Origin of the sequence: Bacillus sp. FSL W8-0640 (assembly GCF_038007725.1) — a bacterium.
GTDB classification, from domain to species: domain Bacteria; phylum Bacillota; class Bacilli; order Bacillales; family Bacillaceae_G; genus Bacillus_A; species Bacillus_A cereus.
In genome coordinates this window covers 4910674-4926021 of the sequence record NZ_JBBOXT010000001.1, presented here as the reverse complement: position 1 = coordinate 4926021, position 15348 = coordinate 4910674, and the positions used below count along the sequence as shown (strand labels likewise).

Here is a 15348-nt window from a genome sequence, read left to right as displayed (position 1 = left end):
AGTGGAGGTTTATACATATGCCGAAAGTAAGGACAAAAGATTTAATTGAACAATTTCAATTGGAGTTAATCAGTGGTGAAGAAGGTATTCATCGTCCAATTGATACAAGTGATTTATCACGACCTGGAATTGAAATGGCAGGATTTTTTACATACTATCCAGCAGATCGTGTGCAGCTTCTTGGTAAAACGGAGCTTACTTTCTTTGACACGTTAACGTCAGAGCAAAAACAAGAGAGAATGAAAGCGCTTTGTACTGAGGAGACGCCGTGTATTATTGTAACTCGTAATCAAGATGTACCAGATGAGTTATTACAAGCATCACGTGAATCAGGTATGCCTTTATTACGTTCTTCTCAAACGACAACGAGATTATCAAGTCGTTTAACAAACTATTTAGAAGGTAAGTTAGCACCAACAACAGCTGTTCATGGTGTGTTAGTAGATATTTACGGCGTTGGTGTTTTAATTACAGGTCAAAGTGGTGTTGGTAAAAGTGAGACAGCTCTTGAGCTTGTAAAGCGTGGTCACCGTCTTGTTGCGGATGATAGTGTAGAAATTCGTCAAGAAGATGAAGATATGTTAGTCGGAAGTTCACCAGATTTAATCGAGCATTTATTAGAAATTCGTGGTCTAGGTATTATTAACGTTATGACGTTATTCGGTGCAGGGGCAGTACGAAATTATAAGCGTATTACACTTGTTATTAATCTTGAAATTTGGGATCAAAAGAAAAATTACGATCGCTTAGGTCTTGATGAAGAGAAGATGAAAATTATTGATACAGAGCTTACGAAGATTACACTTCCAGTTCGTCCTGGTCGAAACTTGGCTGTTATTATTGAAGTAGCAGCGATGAACTTCCGTTTAAAACGTATGGGAGTCAATGCAGCACAGCAGTTCTCTGAACGATTAATGAGTGCAATTGAGTTAGGAAATCAGGAGTAAACTTTGGAGAGGGAGGTCATATACATATGCTGTTAGCTTCTGTACCACAGCTTGACCGTGTAGCTATCCAACTTGGGCCGTTTCCTGTGTATTGGTACGGGATTATTATCGGTACAGGTGTGCTATTAGGTCTTTGGCTGGCAACTCGCGAGGGAGAAAGGCTAGGTATTCCAAAAGATACATTTGTTGACCTTGTATTAATTGCAGTACCGATCGCTATTCTTTTTGCGAGAATGTACTATGTTATTTTTGAATGGGAATATTACGCACAAAATCCGAGTCAAATTATTAATATTCGTCAAGGCGGTTTGGCGATTCATGGTGGTTTAATCGGAGCTGTTATTACCGGAATTCTTTTTGCGAAGCGACGCGGGGTTTCCTTCTGGAAGTTGGCTGATATTGCTGCACCAAGTATTTTACTAGGACAAGCAATTGGCCGATGGGGAAACTTTATGAACCAAGAGGCGCATGGTGATGAAGTAACGAGACAGTTTTTAGAAGGTCTTCATTTACCGGATTTCATTATTAATCAAATGTATATTGAGGGTGTGTACTATCATCCGACGTTTTTATATGAATCATTATGGAATTTTGCAGGCGTAATTTTACTACTTGCATTAAGAAAAGTGAATTTACGTCGCGGGGAGTTATTCTTCACATATTTAATTTGGTATTCAGTAGGACGCTTCTTCGTAGAAGGCTTACGTACAGATAGTTTAATGCTAGGACCACTTCGTATTGCACAAGTAATGTCAATTGGACTTGTTGTTATTTCTATTATTTTCATTATTGTGAGACGAAAAATGGGGCAAGCTGATAAAAGATATTTAGAAAATTAGAGACAAGTAGCATCTTATTATAAGATGCTGCTTCTTTCATATTCAGGAAGGCGAAAGGACTAAGGCGATGAGAATAAATACCGTGTTATTTGATTTAGATGGAACTTTAATTAATACAAATGAACTTATTATTTCTTCGTTTTTACATACTTTAAATACATATTATCCAAATCAATATAAGCGTGAAGATGTGTTGCCATTTATCGGTCCATCTTTGCATGATACTTTCAGCAAGATTGATGAAAGTAAGGTTGAAGAGATGATTACTAGCTATCGGAAATTTAACCATGATCATCATGATGAATTAGTAGAAGAATATGAAACTGTATATGAAACAGTTCGAGAGTTGAAGAAGCAAGGTTATAAAGTTGGTATTGTTACAACGAAAGCGAGACAAACCGTTGAGATGGGATTACAGTTGTCAAAGCTTGATGAATTTTTTGATGTTGTCGTGACAATTGATGATGTAGAGCATGTGAAACCACATCCGGAGCCACTTCAAAAAGCGCTTGAATTATTAGATGCAAAACCAGAAGAGGCATTGATGGTTGGGGATAATCATCATGATATTGTCGGTGGTCAAAATGCGGGGACGAAAACAGCTGCGGTTTCATGGACGTTGAAAGGTAGAGCGTATTTAGAGGCTTACAAGCCGGACTTTATGCTAGATAAAATGAGTGATTTGCTACCGATTTTGTCTAACATGAACCGTTCATAAAGGTCCAAGTAAGTTAGTAGAGGAGCGAGCTAAGTGCGACGGACAACGCGCTATCCTGTTTCAGGAGAAAATTCGTTATGGAATGTGTATAAAACAGTGTCTTTTTGGAAGGTAATGAAAAACTTTATTATTATCCAAATTGCGCGTTACACGCCATTTTTATCCGTAAAAAATTGGTTGTACCGCACTTTTTTACGGATGAAAGTAGGAAAGAAAACATCATTTGCGCTTATGGTAATGCCGGATATTATGTTCCCAGAAAAGATAACTGTGGGAGAGAATTCGATTATTGGCTATAACACAACGCTTTTAGCACATGAATATTTAATTCGTGAATATCGACTTGGCGAAATCGTCATTGGAAATGAAGTAATGATTGGAGCGAATGTAACAATATTACCAGGTGTGAACATTGGAGACGGTGCGACTGTCTCAGCTGGCACACTTGTTCATAGAGATGTACCGAGCGGTGCTTTCGTAGGTGGAAATCCAATGCGTATTATTTATACGAAAGAGCAAATGACCGCAAGAGAAGGTTCATGGTGAAAATGTAACATTTCTCCTCTTTTTTTATGAATAAAAAGGAAATAATTGAGTATAATATACTGTTTTGTTTTTTACGGAATCGTTTATACTTATAGATAGAAGAATGTGTGAACGAAGAAAACAAAAAACTGGAGGATATATGGGGAAAAATCAAAGGATATATAAGGAGAACGGACAAGTTATCTCTTTTAATCAATTAGCGGACTTCTTTTATAAAAAAGGGATGAGAGCTTACAAAGGACAAAAATTGCAAGATGCAATTAAATATTTTCGAAGAGCGGCACAAAGTGAGAAGGAGCCGTTTATTTTATGTCAATTAGCATCAGTATTATCTGAGGCTGGTGAATATCAAGAATCGAATCAAATCTTCTTAAAGTTAGTTAGATCTAATCCAGAACTTGAACAGTGCTATTATTTTATTGCAAATAATTATGCATATATGGGGTTATTTCAACAGGCGAAGAAATATGCAGATCGTTATTTAGAAGTTGCAAAAGAGAAGGAATTCGTAGAAGATACATTAGAACTTCTTGAGATTATGGAAGAAGAAGCAATGGGTGCGGAAGAGATTGAAGATGAAGATGATTTAATTGTTATGCAGGAAGAAGCGAATCGCTATATTCGTAATGGACAATTGGAAGAAGCAATTGCTACATTAGAAATTGTTACGAAAGATTATCCGGAATTTTGGTCAGGTCATAATAATTTAGCCATTGCACATTTTCAATCTGGTAATGTAGACAAAGCACTGAAGTTAACAGAAATGATTTTAGAGAAAAACCCTGGTAATATACATGCGCTTTGTAATACGCTTATTTTTCTATATTCAATTGGAGAGCATAAACAAGTAGAGGCATTAGCGGGACAGCTAGTTTCGGTATATCCGATTTCATTTGAACATCGTTTGAAACTGGGAACTACACTCGCAACAATTGGTTATTTCGAGCATGCATATAAGTGGTTCAAACTATTAAAGCGTCAAGGATATGAGGGAGACGTTAGTTTTTATTATTGGTTTGCATATTCTGCGTATATGGTGAAAGACCAGCAACTAGCTGAAAAAATGTGGCAATATGTCGTGGAATTACATCCTGATAAAAAGGGAAAAGAACCGTGGAATGCGCTGAATTTAGCAGATGAAGGGCAAAATGTGTTATTTGAAGAATTACGAAAATCATTTCAGCAAAGTGCGACGCTAGAAGAACAAATGCTAGCTTTATATTTAATGAATGAATTGTCAACGCCGGAGAAGGTTGGATTCTTCTTTGATATAACGCAAGCGAAGAACGGTGTTCCCATCGTATCGCAACTTGCAAAGTACTTCTTTTTACTTAATAGTCATAAGAGTATTCCAGCTGATTTACAGCAATTTGAGCAGTGCGCGAGAATTGCGGATGCATTATACAATTATACGAAAAAAGATGATGAATTAATTGAAGAGTGTTTACACTTTTGGTTTTGTACGTTCATACGTTTATATACATCTGGAGACATATTTACAAATGTGTACGGCTGGTCAGCTGCGATTGAATACATTGTACGCGGCGAACAAGGAAATAAAATGACACAGTCGGAGCTTGGAGATGTATATAATGTATCTGTAGCGACTGTCCGAAAGTATGTGCAAGCTGTTAAGCGTACGCACACATAAGATAAGCAAATCATTGGGAAAAAAATGATGCTAACAGTATAATGAGGGTAACTTAATTGTGTAGGAATGGATAGGAGTGAATAGTGTGTCAGAAGAAAAAATTTATGATGTCGTTATTATTGGTGCAGGACCAGCTGGTATGACAGCTGCAGTATATACATCTCGTGCAAATTTAAGCACATTAATGCTTGAGCGTGGTATTCCAGGTGGCCAAATGGCAAACACGGAAGATGTAGAAAACTACCCAGGTTATGAGTCTATTTTAGGACCAGATTTATCAAATAAAATGTTTGAGCATGCGAAGAAATTTGGTGCTGAATATGCATACGGTGATGTGAAAGAAGTCATCGATGGTAAAGAATACAAAACAATTATTGCTGGTAAAAAAGAATATAAAGCACGTGCAATTATCGTTGCAAGCGGTGCAGAGTATAAAAAAATTGGTGTACCGGGTGAAACAGAACTTGGCGGCCGCGGTGTATCATATTGTGCAGTATGTGACGGAGCATTCTTTAAAGGAAAAGAGCTTATCGTAATTGGTGGCGGAGATTCTGCTGTTGAAGAGGGTGTGTTCTTAACACGCTTCGCATCAAAAGTAACGATCGTTCACCGTCGTGACACGCTTCGTGCACAGAAAATTTTACAAGACCGTGCTTTCCAAAACGAAAAAGTAGATTTCATTTGGAATCACACTATAAAAGAAATCAACGAAGCAAGTGGTAAAGTAGGAAGTGTAACACTTGTGGACGTAAATAGTGGAGAAGAGAAAGAAGTCAAAACTGACGGCGTATTCGTATACATCGGTATGTTACCTTTATCAAAACCATTTGTTGAACTAGGTATTACAAATGAAAATGGTTACCTTGAAACGAACGAGCGTATGGAAACGAAAATCCCTGGTATTTTCGCAGCTGGTGATGTTCGTGAAAAAATGCTTCGTCAAATTGTAACTGCAACAGGTGACGGTAGTATTGCAGCGCAAAGTGCACAACATTACGTAGAAGAATTATTAGAGGAATTAAAAACTGTATCAGAAAAATAAGGGATAATATACCTTTTGAGAAGAAAGCTACCGACAGGAGCTTTCTTCTTTTTTTGTGTGAAAATGTCAAAGTTTTGTCAAAAAATATAAGGATTATAAGCTTTCTTATTGATATACTGGACTTTACGGAAAAAATCACTATAAGAAATGAGGAATTTATTCAGTATGGAATGGCGTAATATATATCGTGGATTTTGTATGGGCGTTAGTGATTTAATTCCTGGTGTGAGCGGCGGTACAATCGCTGTTGTGTTAGGGATTTATGAACAATTGCTTGCGGCAATTAGTGGATTCTTTAGTCGTGAATGGAAAAAACATTTAGGATTTTTAATTCCCCTTGCAGCTGGTGTGGCAGCTGCATTTTTAACGTTAAGTCACGTTATTAAATATTTACTTGCAAATCATTATGAACCGACTCAATTTTTCTTCCTCGGTTTAATTATTAGTATATTACCGATGTTAATGAGGGAAGCTGATGCAAAGTCATCGTTTAAAGGTAAGCACATCGTTTTATTAATAGTTGCAGCAATTCTTGTTGCGATTACAGCTTTCTTTAAACCAGATAAGGCAGCAGATCCAATTACGACTTTAACAATTTTAAATGCAATTGGTTTATTTTTCGCAGGATGGATGGCTAGTATGGCCATGCTGCTTCCTGGGATTAGTGGATCGTTTATTTTATTAATTATTGGTGTGTATCCAACAGCAATTAACGCTTTAACTACACTTAATTTACCTTTAATCGTGGTTATCGGTGCTGGTGTTATGGTCGGATTTGTTGTAAGTAGTAAAGGCATTAGTTTTTTATTAGATCGTTATAAAAGTATGACATTTGCGGCAATTATTGGACTTGTAATCGGTTCGATTGTAATTGTATTCCCAGGGATTCCGACTGGTGGATTTTCAATTATAAGTTCAATCATTACCTTTATTTTAGGATTTGCGATTGTTACTTATTTCGGTAAGAAATAAGGGCTTTAATCCCCTTGGCGATAAAAATCGTTAAGGGGATTTTTCATGCTATTCATTAAAAGTCTAAGCATTTACATTGCTTGTTATAGAAAGCTTTTTTAAAATTGCTGAGTAGCATATGCTTAGCGAAAGAGGACTGGCTCCTTCGTTGTAGCAAACTGTTTTTGATAGTATAATGAAAGAAGTATGCAGTGAGGAATTTTACTGCAAGTAGCTGAGGTGAAGAAACATGCAAAGAGTGACAAACTGTGTGTTAATTAGAGATAATGAAGTACTCTTACTCCAAAAACCTCGCCGGAATTGGTGGGTTGCACCAGGCGGGAAAATGGAGCGTGGTGAGACTGTAAGAGATTCCGTTGTTCGCGAATATCGCGAAGAAACAGGTATTTATTTGAAAAACCCAGCGTTAAAGGGGGTCTTCACCTTTGTCATCCAAGAAGGTGATAAAGTTGTTTCTGAATGGATGATGTTCTCCTTTTTAGCGACAGATTTTGCAGGAGAAAACAAACTAGAGAGCGAAGAAGGCATCATTGGTTGGCATACATTTGATAAAATTGATGATTTAGCAATGGCGCCAGGAGATTATCACATTATTGATTATTTAATTAAAGGAAATGGCATAATCTACGGTACATTTGTATATACCCCAGATTTTGAGTTGCTTTCATATCGATTAGATCCGAGTTAAACCGTCAAGGAGAGGATACGATGACAGAGAATAATGATATAAAAATGGTAATTATTACAGGGATGTCTGGAGCTGGAAAAACAGTAGCTTTACAAAGTTTTGAAGATTTAGGATATTTTTGTGTAGATAATTTACCACCGATGTTATTGCCAAAGTTTATTGAGCTTATGGCGGATTCAAAAGGGAAAATGAATAAAGTGGCACTTGGTATTGATTTACGTGGCCGCGAGTTTTTCGAACATTTATGGGGAGCACTTGATGATTTATCAGAACGTACATGGATTATTCCTCATATTTTATTTTTAGATGCGAAAGATAGTACGCTTGTAACTCGTTATAAAGAAACGAGACGTTCGCATCCACTTGCACCAACTGGTTTGCCGTTAAAGGGAATCGAAGCAGAGCGCAATTTATTAACAGATATGAAAGCACGAGCGAATATTGTGCTTGATACATCGGATTTAAAACCGAAAGAATTACGTGAAAAAATTGTTCACTTGTTCTCAACAGAAACTGAGCAAGCATTTCGTGTAAATGTTATGTCATTTGGATTTAAGTACGGTATTCCAATTGATGCAGATTTAGTATTTGATGTTCGTTTTTTACCAAATCCATATTACATTCCACACATGAAGCCATTAACAGGACTAGATGAAGAAGTTTCTTCGTATGTACTGAAATTTAATGAGACACATAAGTTTTTAGAGAAGTTGACGGATCTGATTACTTTCATGCTGCCTCATTATAAAAGAGAAGGCAAAAGTCAACTTGTAATTGCAATTGGATGTACAGGTGGACAGCATCGTTCTGTTACGCTTACAGAATACCTTGGGAAACATTTGAAACCAGAGTATAGTGTTCATGTATCTCATCGTGATGTGGAGAAGAGAAAGGGCCATTAAGGGATGAAAAAAGAGAGAAAACCTAAAATTGTCATCATGGGAGGCGGAACTGGACTCTCAGTTTTATTAAGAGGATTAAAGCAATATCCTGTTGATATTACAGCAGTTGTTACAATCGCTGATGATGGTGGCAGTTCGGGTCGATTACGTGATGAGCTAGAAATTCCACCTCCAGGTGACATCCGTAACGTACTTGTTGCGTTATCGGATGTAGAGCCACTGGTGGAAGCTTTATTTCAGCACCGTTTCACAACAGGAGACGGACTGAAAGGTCATGCGTTAGGAAATCTATTATTGGCAGGTATGACCTCGATTACAGGAGACTTTTTCCATGCAATTACAGAAACAAGTAAAGTATTAAATGTCAGAGGACGTGTATTACCAGCAGCGAATCAAAGTGCGGTACTTCATGCGGAACTTGAAGATGGGGAAATTGTAACAGGTGAATCAAAGATTCCTTATTACGGAAAGAAGATTAATCGTGTCTTTTTAACTCCAGAAGATGTAGAGCCATTGCATGAAACGTTGGCTGAGATTAAACGAGCTGATTTACTTGTTTTCGGTCCTGGCAGTTTGTATACGAGTATATTGCCCAATTTAGTTGTTAACAAAATTGGAGACGCTGTTCTTGCTGCAAAGGCGAAGAAGGTATATGTATGTAACGTTATGACACAAGCGGGTGAAACGATGGGATATACTGCTTTTGATCATGTGCAGGCGTTACACGATCATTTAGGGCAACCATTTATCAATACTGCAATTGTAAATAACCGTGAGATTCCTTGTGAATTACGTAAGTTATATGATGAAGAAATGTCTACACCAGTTGTAGTGGATGAAGAACGTTTTGTTGAAAATAATATTGATGTTATTCAAGAGGGATTAGCGAAGTATGATGATCATGTTGTAAGGCATGATACGTTAAAGTTAGCTTCCATTTTATATTCATTGTTATAAATATGCGTTGCCTCGTTTGAGGTAGCGCTCCTCATTCATATAGGACAAGAATTTTGTTCCATAATAATCGTATAAGGAGGTGTTGACTGTGTCATTTGCATCAGAAACAAAGAAAGAGTTGACGAATCTTGAGATGAAGGAATGCTGTGAGAAAGCAGAATTATCAGCGTTACTTCGAATGAACGGGTCGCTTTCTTTTTCAAACCGTCGTCTATCTATCGATATTCAAACGGAAAATGCGGCAATTGCAAGAAGGATTTATACGCTTTTGAAAAAAGGATATGACGTGACGGTAGAATTACTTGTTCGTAAAAAAATGCGATTGAAGAAAAATAATGTATATATTGTGCGGCTTGTTGAGAAGTCTCGCGAAATATTAGCTGATCTTCATATTGTTCGAGATGACTTTTCATTTATTCGAAATATATCACAAGAATTGATTGAGAAGAAGTGTTGTAAACGATCGTATTTACGCGGAGCATTTTTAGCAGGTGGTTCAGTAAATAACCCAGAAACATCATCTTATCATTTAGAAATCTTTTCGTTATATAAGGAACATAATGATGCTATATGTGAACTGATGAACGGATTTGATTTAAATAGTAAGACGCTGGAGAGAAGAAAAGGGTACATTACGTATTTGAAAGAAGCAGAAAAAATTACAGAGTTTTTAAATATTATAGGTGCTCATAATGCACTTTTAAGATTTGAAGATATTCGAATCGTACGTGATATGCGTAATTCTGTAAATCGTTTAGTGAACTGCGAAACAGCTAATTTAAATAAAACAATTGGTGCAGCACTAAGGCAGATTGAAAATATTCGTTACATTGATGAGACAGTTGGTCTTGATATATTGCCGGATAAACTACAAGAGATTGCACAATTACGAAGAGATTATCAAGATGTAACATTGAAAGAGTTAGGTGAGATGGTATCCGGGGGGAAGATTAGTAAGTCGGGTATTAATCATCGTTTGCGTAAAATCGATGAAATTGCAGAGAAATTACGCGCGGGGGAAACGGTAGCAAAAAAATAAGAGGTTAAAGGGGAAATGGAGCTGTGGTTCAAAAACGAGTTCAGGTTTCATTAAAAAACGGTTTACAAGCACGTCCGGCTGCGTTGTTTGTACAAGAGGCAAATCGCTTTCATGCAGATATCTTCATCGAGAAAGATGGAAAGACAGTAAATGCAAAGAGCATAATGGGGATTATGAGCTTAGCAATTGGAACTGGAAGCATGATAACAATTACAACAGAAGGTTCAGATGCAGAAGAGGCTTTAGAAGCATTAGCTGCATATGTACAATAAAAAGCTATCGCGTATATGCGATAGCTTTTTTGTTGTCTGTGCGAATTAGCGAGGAGGGGTATTTAAGGGGTACGTGCTTGTCGAGAATTGTCGGTAAGTCGATAAGTTATGTCGAAACGTCGATATATTAAAATAATCGCCGATATAATCGGAGTTGCGGTCGATATATTTGAAAAATCGCTGATATATTTAGAGAGATACTGGATGGGGTATGTGAGCGGGGAACAATATATAAAAGAAGCGCCCAATTATAGGGCGCTTCCACTTTTAGTTGTATCCAGCTCCATCGGCTAGCTCTTCGTGTCTAAGAACCTTCCGCATAAGAAGGCAAAAAGCGCCTTTTATGCGAAAGAACCTTAGCCAGTCAGAGCTGAACGAGCCGCTGCCGCTTTTAGTTATTAACGATTTGTAAAGATTTTATCGATTAAACCGTATTCTAAAGCTTTTTCTGCTGTCATGAAGTTGTCGCGGTCTGTGTCGCGTTGTAGTACTTCAAGTGGTTGACCAGTGCGGTCAGCAAGAATTTGGTTTAGTTTTTCACGTAAGAATAGGATACGTTTTGCAGCGATTTCGATTTCAGTCGCTTGACCTTGTGCTCCGCCAAGTGGTTGGTGAATCATTACTTCACTGTTTGGAAGTGCATAACGTTTTCCTTTTTCACCTGCTGCAAGTAAGAATGCACCCATAGATGCTGCCATACCGATACAGATTGTTGATACTTGTGGTTTAATAAACTGCATTGTATCATAGATTGCCATACCTGCTGTGATAGAACCACCAGGGCTGTTGATGTAGATGTGAATATCTTTTTCTGGATCTTGAGATTCCAAGAATAAAAGCTGGGAAACGATTGAGTTAGCTACGTTGTCATCAATTGCACTACCAAGCATAATGATGCGGTCTTTTAATAGTCGAGAGTAAATATCGTAAGCGCGTTCTCCACGATTTGTTTGTTCAATTACTGTAGGAATTAAATTCATCTGTTATTTCCTCCTTATAAAGCTTTCTTAGTCTTATAATACAATTATGGTCAATAAAGGTCAAACGAAACCACTTTAAATCAAAAAAATATGTAGTTGTACCATGAAATATTCGCTATGTTTTCGAAATTCCCTGCTTATGTATCTTCAACATCATAACCGAATTACATAAATTTAAACGTTATGAAAACTGGAGAAAAAAGAAAAGAACGCCTTTTAACTGAAGCGTTCTTTCGATAATTAGTCTTTTAAAAGATAGGTTACTTTATTTAAAATCTTTTCGATTTGTTTCGCGTTTTTACTATACATTTCGCTTGCTGATTTCGACTTTGTTTCTAGGGAAAATAGTTCAAGATCAGCATGACATTTTTTTAAAGATGCTAATAATAAAGGTTTGTTTTGAGGAGAAGGCATTTGGAGTTTGTCATTGTAAATGTCGATAGTAAGTTGTCCGTATGAATCCACTTGACCGAGGAAGACATTTTCAATAACAACACCGAGTTTTTCTAATTCTGAATGTAGCCAAGCGCGGTTATGTCCGCTTGCTGAAAGAGGTTCATCTAGTACATTTCCATCCATAATAACAGTTTGTGGTTCTTTCTCGTTTGGTACTTTTAAACCGATGTCTTTTGCTGTAAGTGGCTGGGAATCTTTCTTTAATAATACATTTAATTCTCCGCTCGGTTCTAAGACAGCAAATTCGACTTCAGCTACGCTGAACGCACTTTTTCCACGGAGAAGTTCCAGTAATTCGTCACTCGTATATTTTTCTTTCTTTAAGTTATCTTCGAGTATCTTTCCGTCTTTTATTAATACGGTAGATTTCCCTTCAAAGAAGTCCCGAGCTGTTTTGTTCTTTAAAGAGAGGATTCCTGTTAAAAAAGGTACCACAGCGAAAATGAGTATCGCAAAGACGCCGTGAAAAAATTTTGAATCGAGCCCTGTAGATACTTGGGCAGCGATGTCACCAATCGTCATTCCGGCTATGTATTCAAAAAAGGAAAGCTGAGAGATTTGTCTTTTCCCTAACCATTTCGTAATAGCGAATAAAATAATTAATATGAATACAGAGCGAAGAATGACAAGTGTCCATTCCGGCAGGTGAGACATAGTCGTTTCCTCCAGTCTACTTAAAACCCTTTATATTGAGGTTCTTCACGTTCTAATACTGAAATTCTATCCTTTAAATCAGCGATGACGCTGTCCATTTCTAACATACATTCATGAAATACGCGTTTTGATTCTTCGTCTTGTGAATTTAATGAAAGGGAGCTTAAACTTGCTTGAGCGCCCCTTACACTAGCAAGGCAAGTTTTTACGCTAGCGATAACAGTCATATAAACACCTCTTATCCTTTCGGTTTGAATAACAATGCTCCAATGAAGCCGAAAATAATAGCCGCTGATACACCGGCGCTCGTTACTTTAAACATGCCGGTAATAACGCCAACGATGCCATGTTTTGCAGCTTCTTCCATTGCGCCATGAACGAGGGCATTACCAAAGCTTGTAATAGGTACAGTTGCCCCGGCTCCAGCGAAATCAATTAATGGCTCATACAAATTAAATCCATCTAATATAGCTCCAGCAACAACGAGTGTTGCCATTGTATGAGCAGGTGTTAGTTTGCCGACATCAAACATAAGTTGGCCGATTACACATATGAGTCCGCCAATGACGAAAGCCCAGAAAAAAATCATTGCGTTGCACCTCCAAACTCAATCGAAACGGCGTGAGCGATACACGGAATCGTTTCTTCTTGTTGGAATGTAAGTGGAGATAGTAAAGCGCCTGTCGCAACGACAAGTATTTTTTTGAACTCTCCTCTTTTCATTCGGTTTAATAAATGACCGTACACGACTGTTGCAGAACATCCAGGTCCGCTAGCACCAGCTATGACAGGTTGTCCTTCTCTATAAATGATAATTCCGCAATCTTGAAATTGTTCGCTCGTTACTTTCGTTCCGTGTTTATGTAGTAAGTCATAAGCAATTTCGCGTCCTACATGTCCGAGATCGCCTGTTACGATTAAATCGTAGTAAGAGGCATCAATTTGACGTTCACGTAAATGGGCTTCAATTGTATCAACTGCAGCTGGAGCCATTGCGCCTCCCATATTAAACGGATCCGTTAATCCCATATCAACCACTCGGCCGATTGTTGCAGAGGTTACTCTTGGACCGTGTCCAGTATCGCTTAAAATAGCGGCTCCTGCTCCGGTTACTGTCCACTGTGCAGTAGGCGGCTTTTGTCCACCGTATTCGGTAGGGTAGCGGAACTGTTTTTCTACAGCTGTATTATGGCTTGAAGCTCCAGTTAATAAATATTTTGCACCTTTTGCATTTACGATACTTGCCCCAAGTGCTAAACCTTCCATGGAAGTAGAGCAAGCCCCGAATAATCCGAGATAAGGAGTCCCAAGTGTGCGGCAAGCAAAGCTTGTTGGAGTAATTTGATTAATTAAATCTCCTGCGAGTACGAATTGAATATCATCTTTACGAAGCTCTGCTTTTTCAGTAGCGCGACTACAAGCTTCTTCGAATAAAATCTTATGTGCTTTTTCATAGGAATCTTGTCCGAGCCATAAATCTTCATGAAGGATATCGAAGTCTTCTGGGATGTTCCCCTTTGCTTCAAATGGTCCACCGACAACCCCTGTTGAAATAATGACTGGTTTGTTTTCAAATACCCACGTTCGGTGTCCTTGTAACATTTATAGCCCTCCCCATTGAACGAGAATAGTTTTAATAAGTGCGATGACGAAAGCGGAAAATACACCAAATAAAATAACAGAACCAGCTAGTTTAAACATATTGCCGCCGACACCGAGTACAAAACCTTCCGTTCGGTGTTCAATACACGCGGAGATAACAGAGTTACCAAATCCAGTGACAGGTACAGCTGTTCCAGCGCCTGCAAACTGACCGAGACGATCGTATACACCGAATCCGGTTAGCAACATTGAGATAAAAATGAGAGTTGCGACTGTTGGATTTCCTGCTGAGCGTTCGGTAAAATCGAAATACGTAATATAAAAAGTTGATATCAGTTGCCCGATTAGGCAGATAAAACCACCAACGAAAAAGGCCTTTAAACAATTTTTTAGAACAGGGCGTTTCGGTTCGCGTTCTTGCTCAAATTTTTTGTATTCCTGTTGTACAGGGGTTAAGTTTTTATCTTTACTTGACATTGCAATCCTTCCTTTTCTATTCGAAAGCGTTAAGTGTTAGATTCCATTTCTGATCCGATTAGCTTTAACTGTTTTTTGATCTCATCTTTAGATACTTCTTTTTTCTTAATTTTGTTTGCAAGCTTTTCGAGTAACATAAAGATTTTTTTATCTGTACTAACACGAACATCGAAAGTAGGATATTCATCACTTAGTTGCTTTTGAAGTTTCTTGCGCAAAGGTTTTAATCCAAACCTTTCATGATGCTCAGGTATAACCGCTATGTAGAGATCTAAATTTGAATTCACTGCTGCGCTTTTTATAATTTCATCCATAGCGAGGGCCTTTTTCTTAGCTCCTTGCGATATAGATTGATTAAAGGATTCTGTACTCATCTTTGTTAATTTTGGACCCTTTTCTTTTTCTGTTCGTTTTGTTTCTTCTTTCTTTACCTTTTTATCTAATGGGCTATGATCACAACCGGTAAAAGAACTAAATAGAAGTATAAATAACGCGGTTATAAGTCCAATCTTTCGCATAATCATCATTCCATTTCTATTGCAATATGTAATGTGATAGAAAAAGGATGACTGCATATCATCCTTTTTCTATTTCACAGCAAGATTG

Annotated in this window: 19 protein-coding genes; 12 read left to right on the top strand and 7 right to left on the bottom strand. The window is 37.7% G+C overall.

Annotated features, from left to right (window positions below; genetic code table 11):
* Positions 1-17 precede the first annotated feature (17 nt).
* The 12 genes from hprK to N2V80_RS25545 all read left to right on the top strand — a co-directional run bounded on the left by hprK (position 18) and on the right by N2V80_RS25545 (position 10573).
* Positions 18-947, top strand: coding sequence for an HPr(Ser) kinase/phosphatase (hprK, locus tag N2V80_RS25600; RefSeq protein ID WP_001127250.1), 930 nt, complete (start codon positions 18-20; stop codon positions 945-947).
* Between the two features lie 26 nt (positions 948-973).
* A complete protein-coding gene (lgt, locus tag N2V80_RS25595; protein WP_000922848.1) occupies positions 974-1786 on the top strand; it encodes a prolipoprotein diacylglyceryl transferase in 813 nt (270 codons plus the stop codon).
* A gap of 67 nt (positions 1787-1853) precedes the next feature.
* Positions 1854-2504, top strand: coding sequence for a pyrophosphatase PpaX (gene ppaX / locus N2V80_RS25590; protein ID WP_002097946.1), 651 nt, complete (start codon positions 1854-1856; stop codon positions 2502-2504).
* 33 nt (positions 2505-2537) lie between these two features.
* Positions 2538-3050 carry an acyltransferase gene (locus N2V80_RS25585; protein ID WP_001255073.1) on the top strand — a complete coding sequence of 171 codons (513 nt, stop codon included), beginning with the start codon at positions 2538-2540 and terminating at the stop codon, positions 3048-3050.
* Between the two features lie 139 nt (positions 3051-3189).
* Entirely contained in the window at positions 3190-4701 is a 1512-nt protein-coding gene (locus tag N2V80_RS25580; RefSeq protein ID WP_000517720.1) for a tetratricopeptide repeat protein, read from the top strand.
* Positions 4702-4786: 85 nt separating this feature from the next.
* Positions 4787-5743: a thioredoxin-disulfide reductase gene (gene trxB, locus N2V80_RS25575; RefSeq protein ID WP_001288078.1), complete on the top strand. Its 957-nt coding sequence runs from the start codon at positions 4787-4789 to the stop codon at positions 5741-5743.
* Between the two features lie 165 nt (positions 5744-5908).
* The gene (locus tag N2V80_RS25570) at positions 5909-6715 is read left to right on the top strand and encodes a DUF368 domain-containing protein (RefSeq protein ID WP_000455196.1); all 807 of its coding nucleotides are present in this window, start codon (positions 5909-5911) and stop codon (positions 6713-6715) included.
* Between the two features lie 229 nt (positions 6716-6944).
* Positions 6945-7403: an NUDIX hydrolase gene (locus N2V80_RS25565; RefSeq protein WP_001190080.1), complete on the top strand. Its 459-nt coding sequence runs from the start codon at positions 6945-6947 to the stop codon at positions 7401-7403.
* Positions 7404-7423: 20 nt separating this feature from the next.
* Positions 7424-8305, top strand: coding sequence for an RNase adapter RapZ (gene rapZ / locus N2V80_RS25560; RefSeq protein ID WP_000138459.1), 882 nt, complete (start codon positions 7424-7426; stop codon positions 8303-8305).
* 3 nt (positions 8306-8308) lie between these two features.
* Positions 8309-9262, top strand: coding sequence for a gluconeogenesis factor YvcK family protein (locus tag N2V80_RS25555; protein ID WP_000712186.1), 954 nt, complete (start codon positions 8309-8311; stop codon positions 9260-9262).
* Positions 9263-9350: 88 nt separating this feature from the next.
* Positions 9351-10301 carry a DNA-binding protein WhiA gene (whiA, locus tag N2V80_RS25550; protein WP_000006560.1) on the top strand — a complete coding sequence of 317 codons (951 nt, stop codon included), beginning with the start codon at positions 9351-9353 and terminating at the stop codon, positions 10299-10301.
* A 23-nt stretch (positions 10302-10324) separates the two neighbouring features.
* Complete coding sequence (locus N2V80_RS25545) at positions 10325-10573, top strand: HPr family phosphocarrier protein (RefSeq protein WP_000250307.1); 249 nt, start codon at positions 10325-10327, stop codon at positions 10571-10573.
* A 398-nt stretch (positions 10574-10971) separates the two neighbouring features.
* On the opposite strand, the gene clpP is transcribed toward N2V80_RS25545, so the two are convergent.
* From clpP to N2V80_RS25510, 7 genes are all read right to left on the bottom strand, one after another.
* Positions 10972-11553 carry an ATP-dependent Clp endopeptidase proteolytic subunit ClpP gene (gene clpP, locus N2V80_RS25540; protein ID WP_001049162.1) on the bottom strand — a complete coding sequence of 194 codons (582 nt, stop codon included), beginning with the start codon at positions 11551-11553 and terminating at the stop codon, positions 10972-10974.
* Positions 11554-11793: 240 nt separating this feature from the next.
* Positions 11794-12663, bottom strand: coding sequence for a DUF421 domain-containing protein (locus N2V80_RS25535; RefSeq protein WP_000018924.1), 870 nt, complete (start codon positions 12661-12663; stop codon positions 11794-11796).
* A 20-nt stretch (positions 12664-12683) separates the two neighbouring features.
* Positions 12684-12890 (bottom strand): DUF1657 domain-containing protein, encoded by a 207-nt coding sequence (locus tag N2V80_RS25530; protein WP_000215909.1) that lies wholly within the window; start codon positions 12888-12890, stop codon positions 12684-12686.
* 11 nt (positions 12891-12901) lie between these two features.
* Positions 12902-13252, bottom strand: a complete 351-nt coding sequence (gene spoVAE / locus N2V80_RS25525) for a stage V sporulation protein AE (RefSeq protein WP_000575919.1) — start codon at positions 13250-13252, stop codon at positions 12902-12904.
* Entirely contained in the window at positions 13249-14265 is a 1017-nt protein-coding gene (gene spoVAD, locus N2V80_RS25520; RefSeq protein WP_000938972.1) for a stage V sporulation protein AD, read from the bottom strand. Before spoVAD ends, spoVAE begins: the two co-directional genes overlap by 4 nt.
* Positions 14266-14742, bottom strand: coding sequence for a stage V sporulation protein AC (spoVAC, locus tag N2V80_RS25515; RefSeq protein WP_000095408.1), 477 nt, complete (start codon positions 14740-14742; stop codon positions 14266-14268). It lies immediately after the preceding gene.
* 29 nt (positions 14743-14771) lie between these two features.
* On the bottom strand, positions 14772-15260 hold the full coding sequence (locus tag N2V80_RS25510) for a YhcN/YlaJ family sporulation lipoprotein (RefSeq protein ID WP_001226064.1): 489 nt from the start codon (positions 15258-15260) through the stop codon (positions 14772-14774).
* Positions 15261-15348 lie beyond the last annotated feature (88 nt).

Bases quoted from the DNA above. Each gene is read 5' to 3' on its own strand.
- spoVAE (WP_000575919.1), bottom strand. From the start codon at position 13,252: ATGATTTTTTTCTGGGCTTTCGTCATTGGCGGACTCATATGTGTAATC.
- N2V80_RS25535 (WP_000018924.1), bottom strand. From the start codon at position 12,663: ATGTCTCACCTGCCGGAATGGACACTTGTCATTCTTCGCTCTGTATTC.
- hprK (WP_001127250.1), top strand. From the start codon at position 18: ATGCCGAAAGTAAGGACAAAAGATTTAATTGAACAATTTCAATTGGAG.
- N2V80_RS25530 (WP_000215909.1), bottom strand. From the start codon at position 12,890: ATGACTGTTATCGCTAGCGTAAAAACTTGCCTTGCTAGTGTAAGGGGC.
- lgt (WP_000922848.1), top strand. From the start codon at position 974: ATGCTGTTAGCTTCTGTACCACAGCTTGACCGTGTAGCTATCCAACTT.
- clpP (WP_001049162.1), bottom strand. From the start codon at position 11,553: ATGAATTTAATTCCTACAGTAATTGAACAAACAAATCGTGGAGAACGC.
- spoVAC (WP_000095408.1), bottom strand. From the start codon at position 14,742: ATGTCAAGTAAAGATAAAAACTTAACCCCTGTACAACAGGAATACAAA.
- spoVAD (WP_000938972.1), bottom strand. From the start codon at position 14,265: ATGTTACAAGGACACCGAACGTGGGTATTTGAAAACAAACCAGTCATT.
- N2V80_RS25565 (WP_001190080.1), top strand. From the start codon at position 6,945: ATGCAAAGAGTGACAAACTGTGTGTTAATTAGAGATAATGAAGTACTC.
- N2V80_RS25570 (WP_000455196.1), top strand. From the start codon at position 5,909: ATGGAATGGCGTAATATATATCGTGGATTTTGTATGGGCGTTAGTGAT.
- N2V80_RS25555 (WP_000712186.1), top strand. From the start codon at position 8,309: ATGAAAAAAGAGAGAAAACCTAAAATTGTCATCATGGGAGGCGGAACT.
- rapZ (WP_000138459.1), top strand. From the start codon at position 7,424: ATGACAGAGAATAATGATATAAAAATGGTAATTATTACAGGGATGTCT.
- N2V80_RS25580 (WP_000517720.1), top strand. From the start codon at position 3,190: ATGGGGAAAAATCAAAGGATATATAAGGAGAACGGACAAGTTATCTCT.
- N2V80_RS25510 (WP_001226064.1), bottom strand. From the start codon at position 15,260: ATGCGAAAGATTGGACTTATAACCGCGTTATTTATACTTCTATTTAGT.
- ppaX (WP_002097946.1), top strand. From the start codon at position 1,854: ATGAGAATAAATACCGTGTTATTTGATTTAGATGGAACTTTAATTAAT.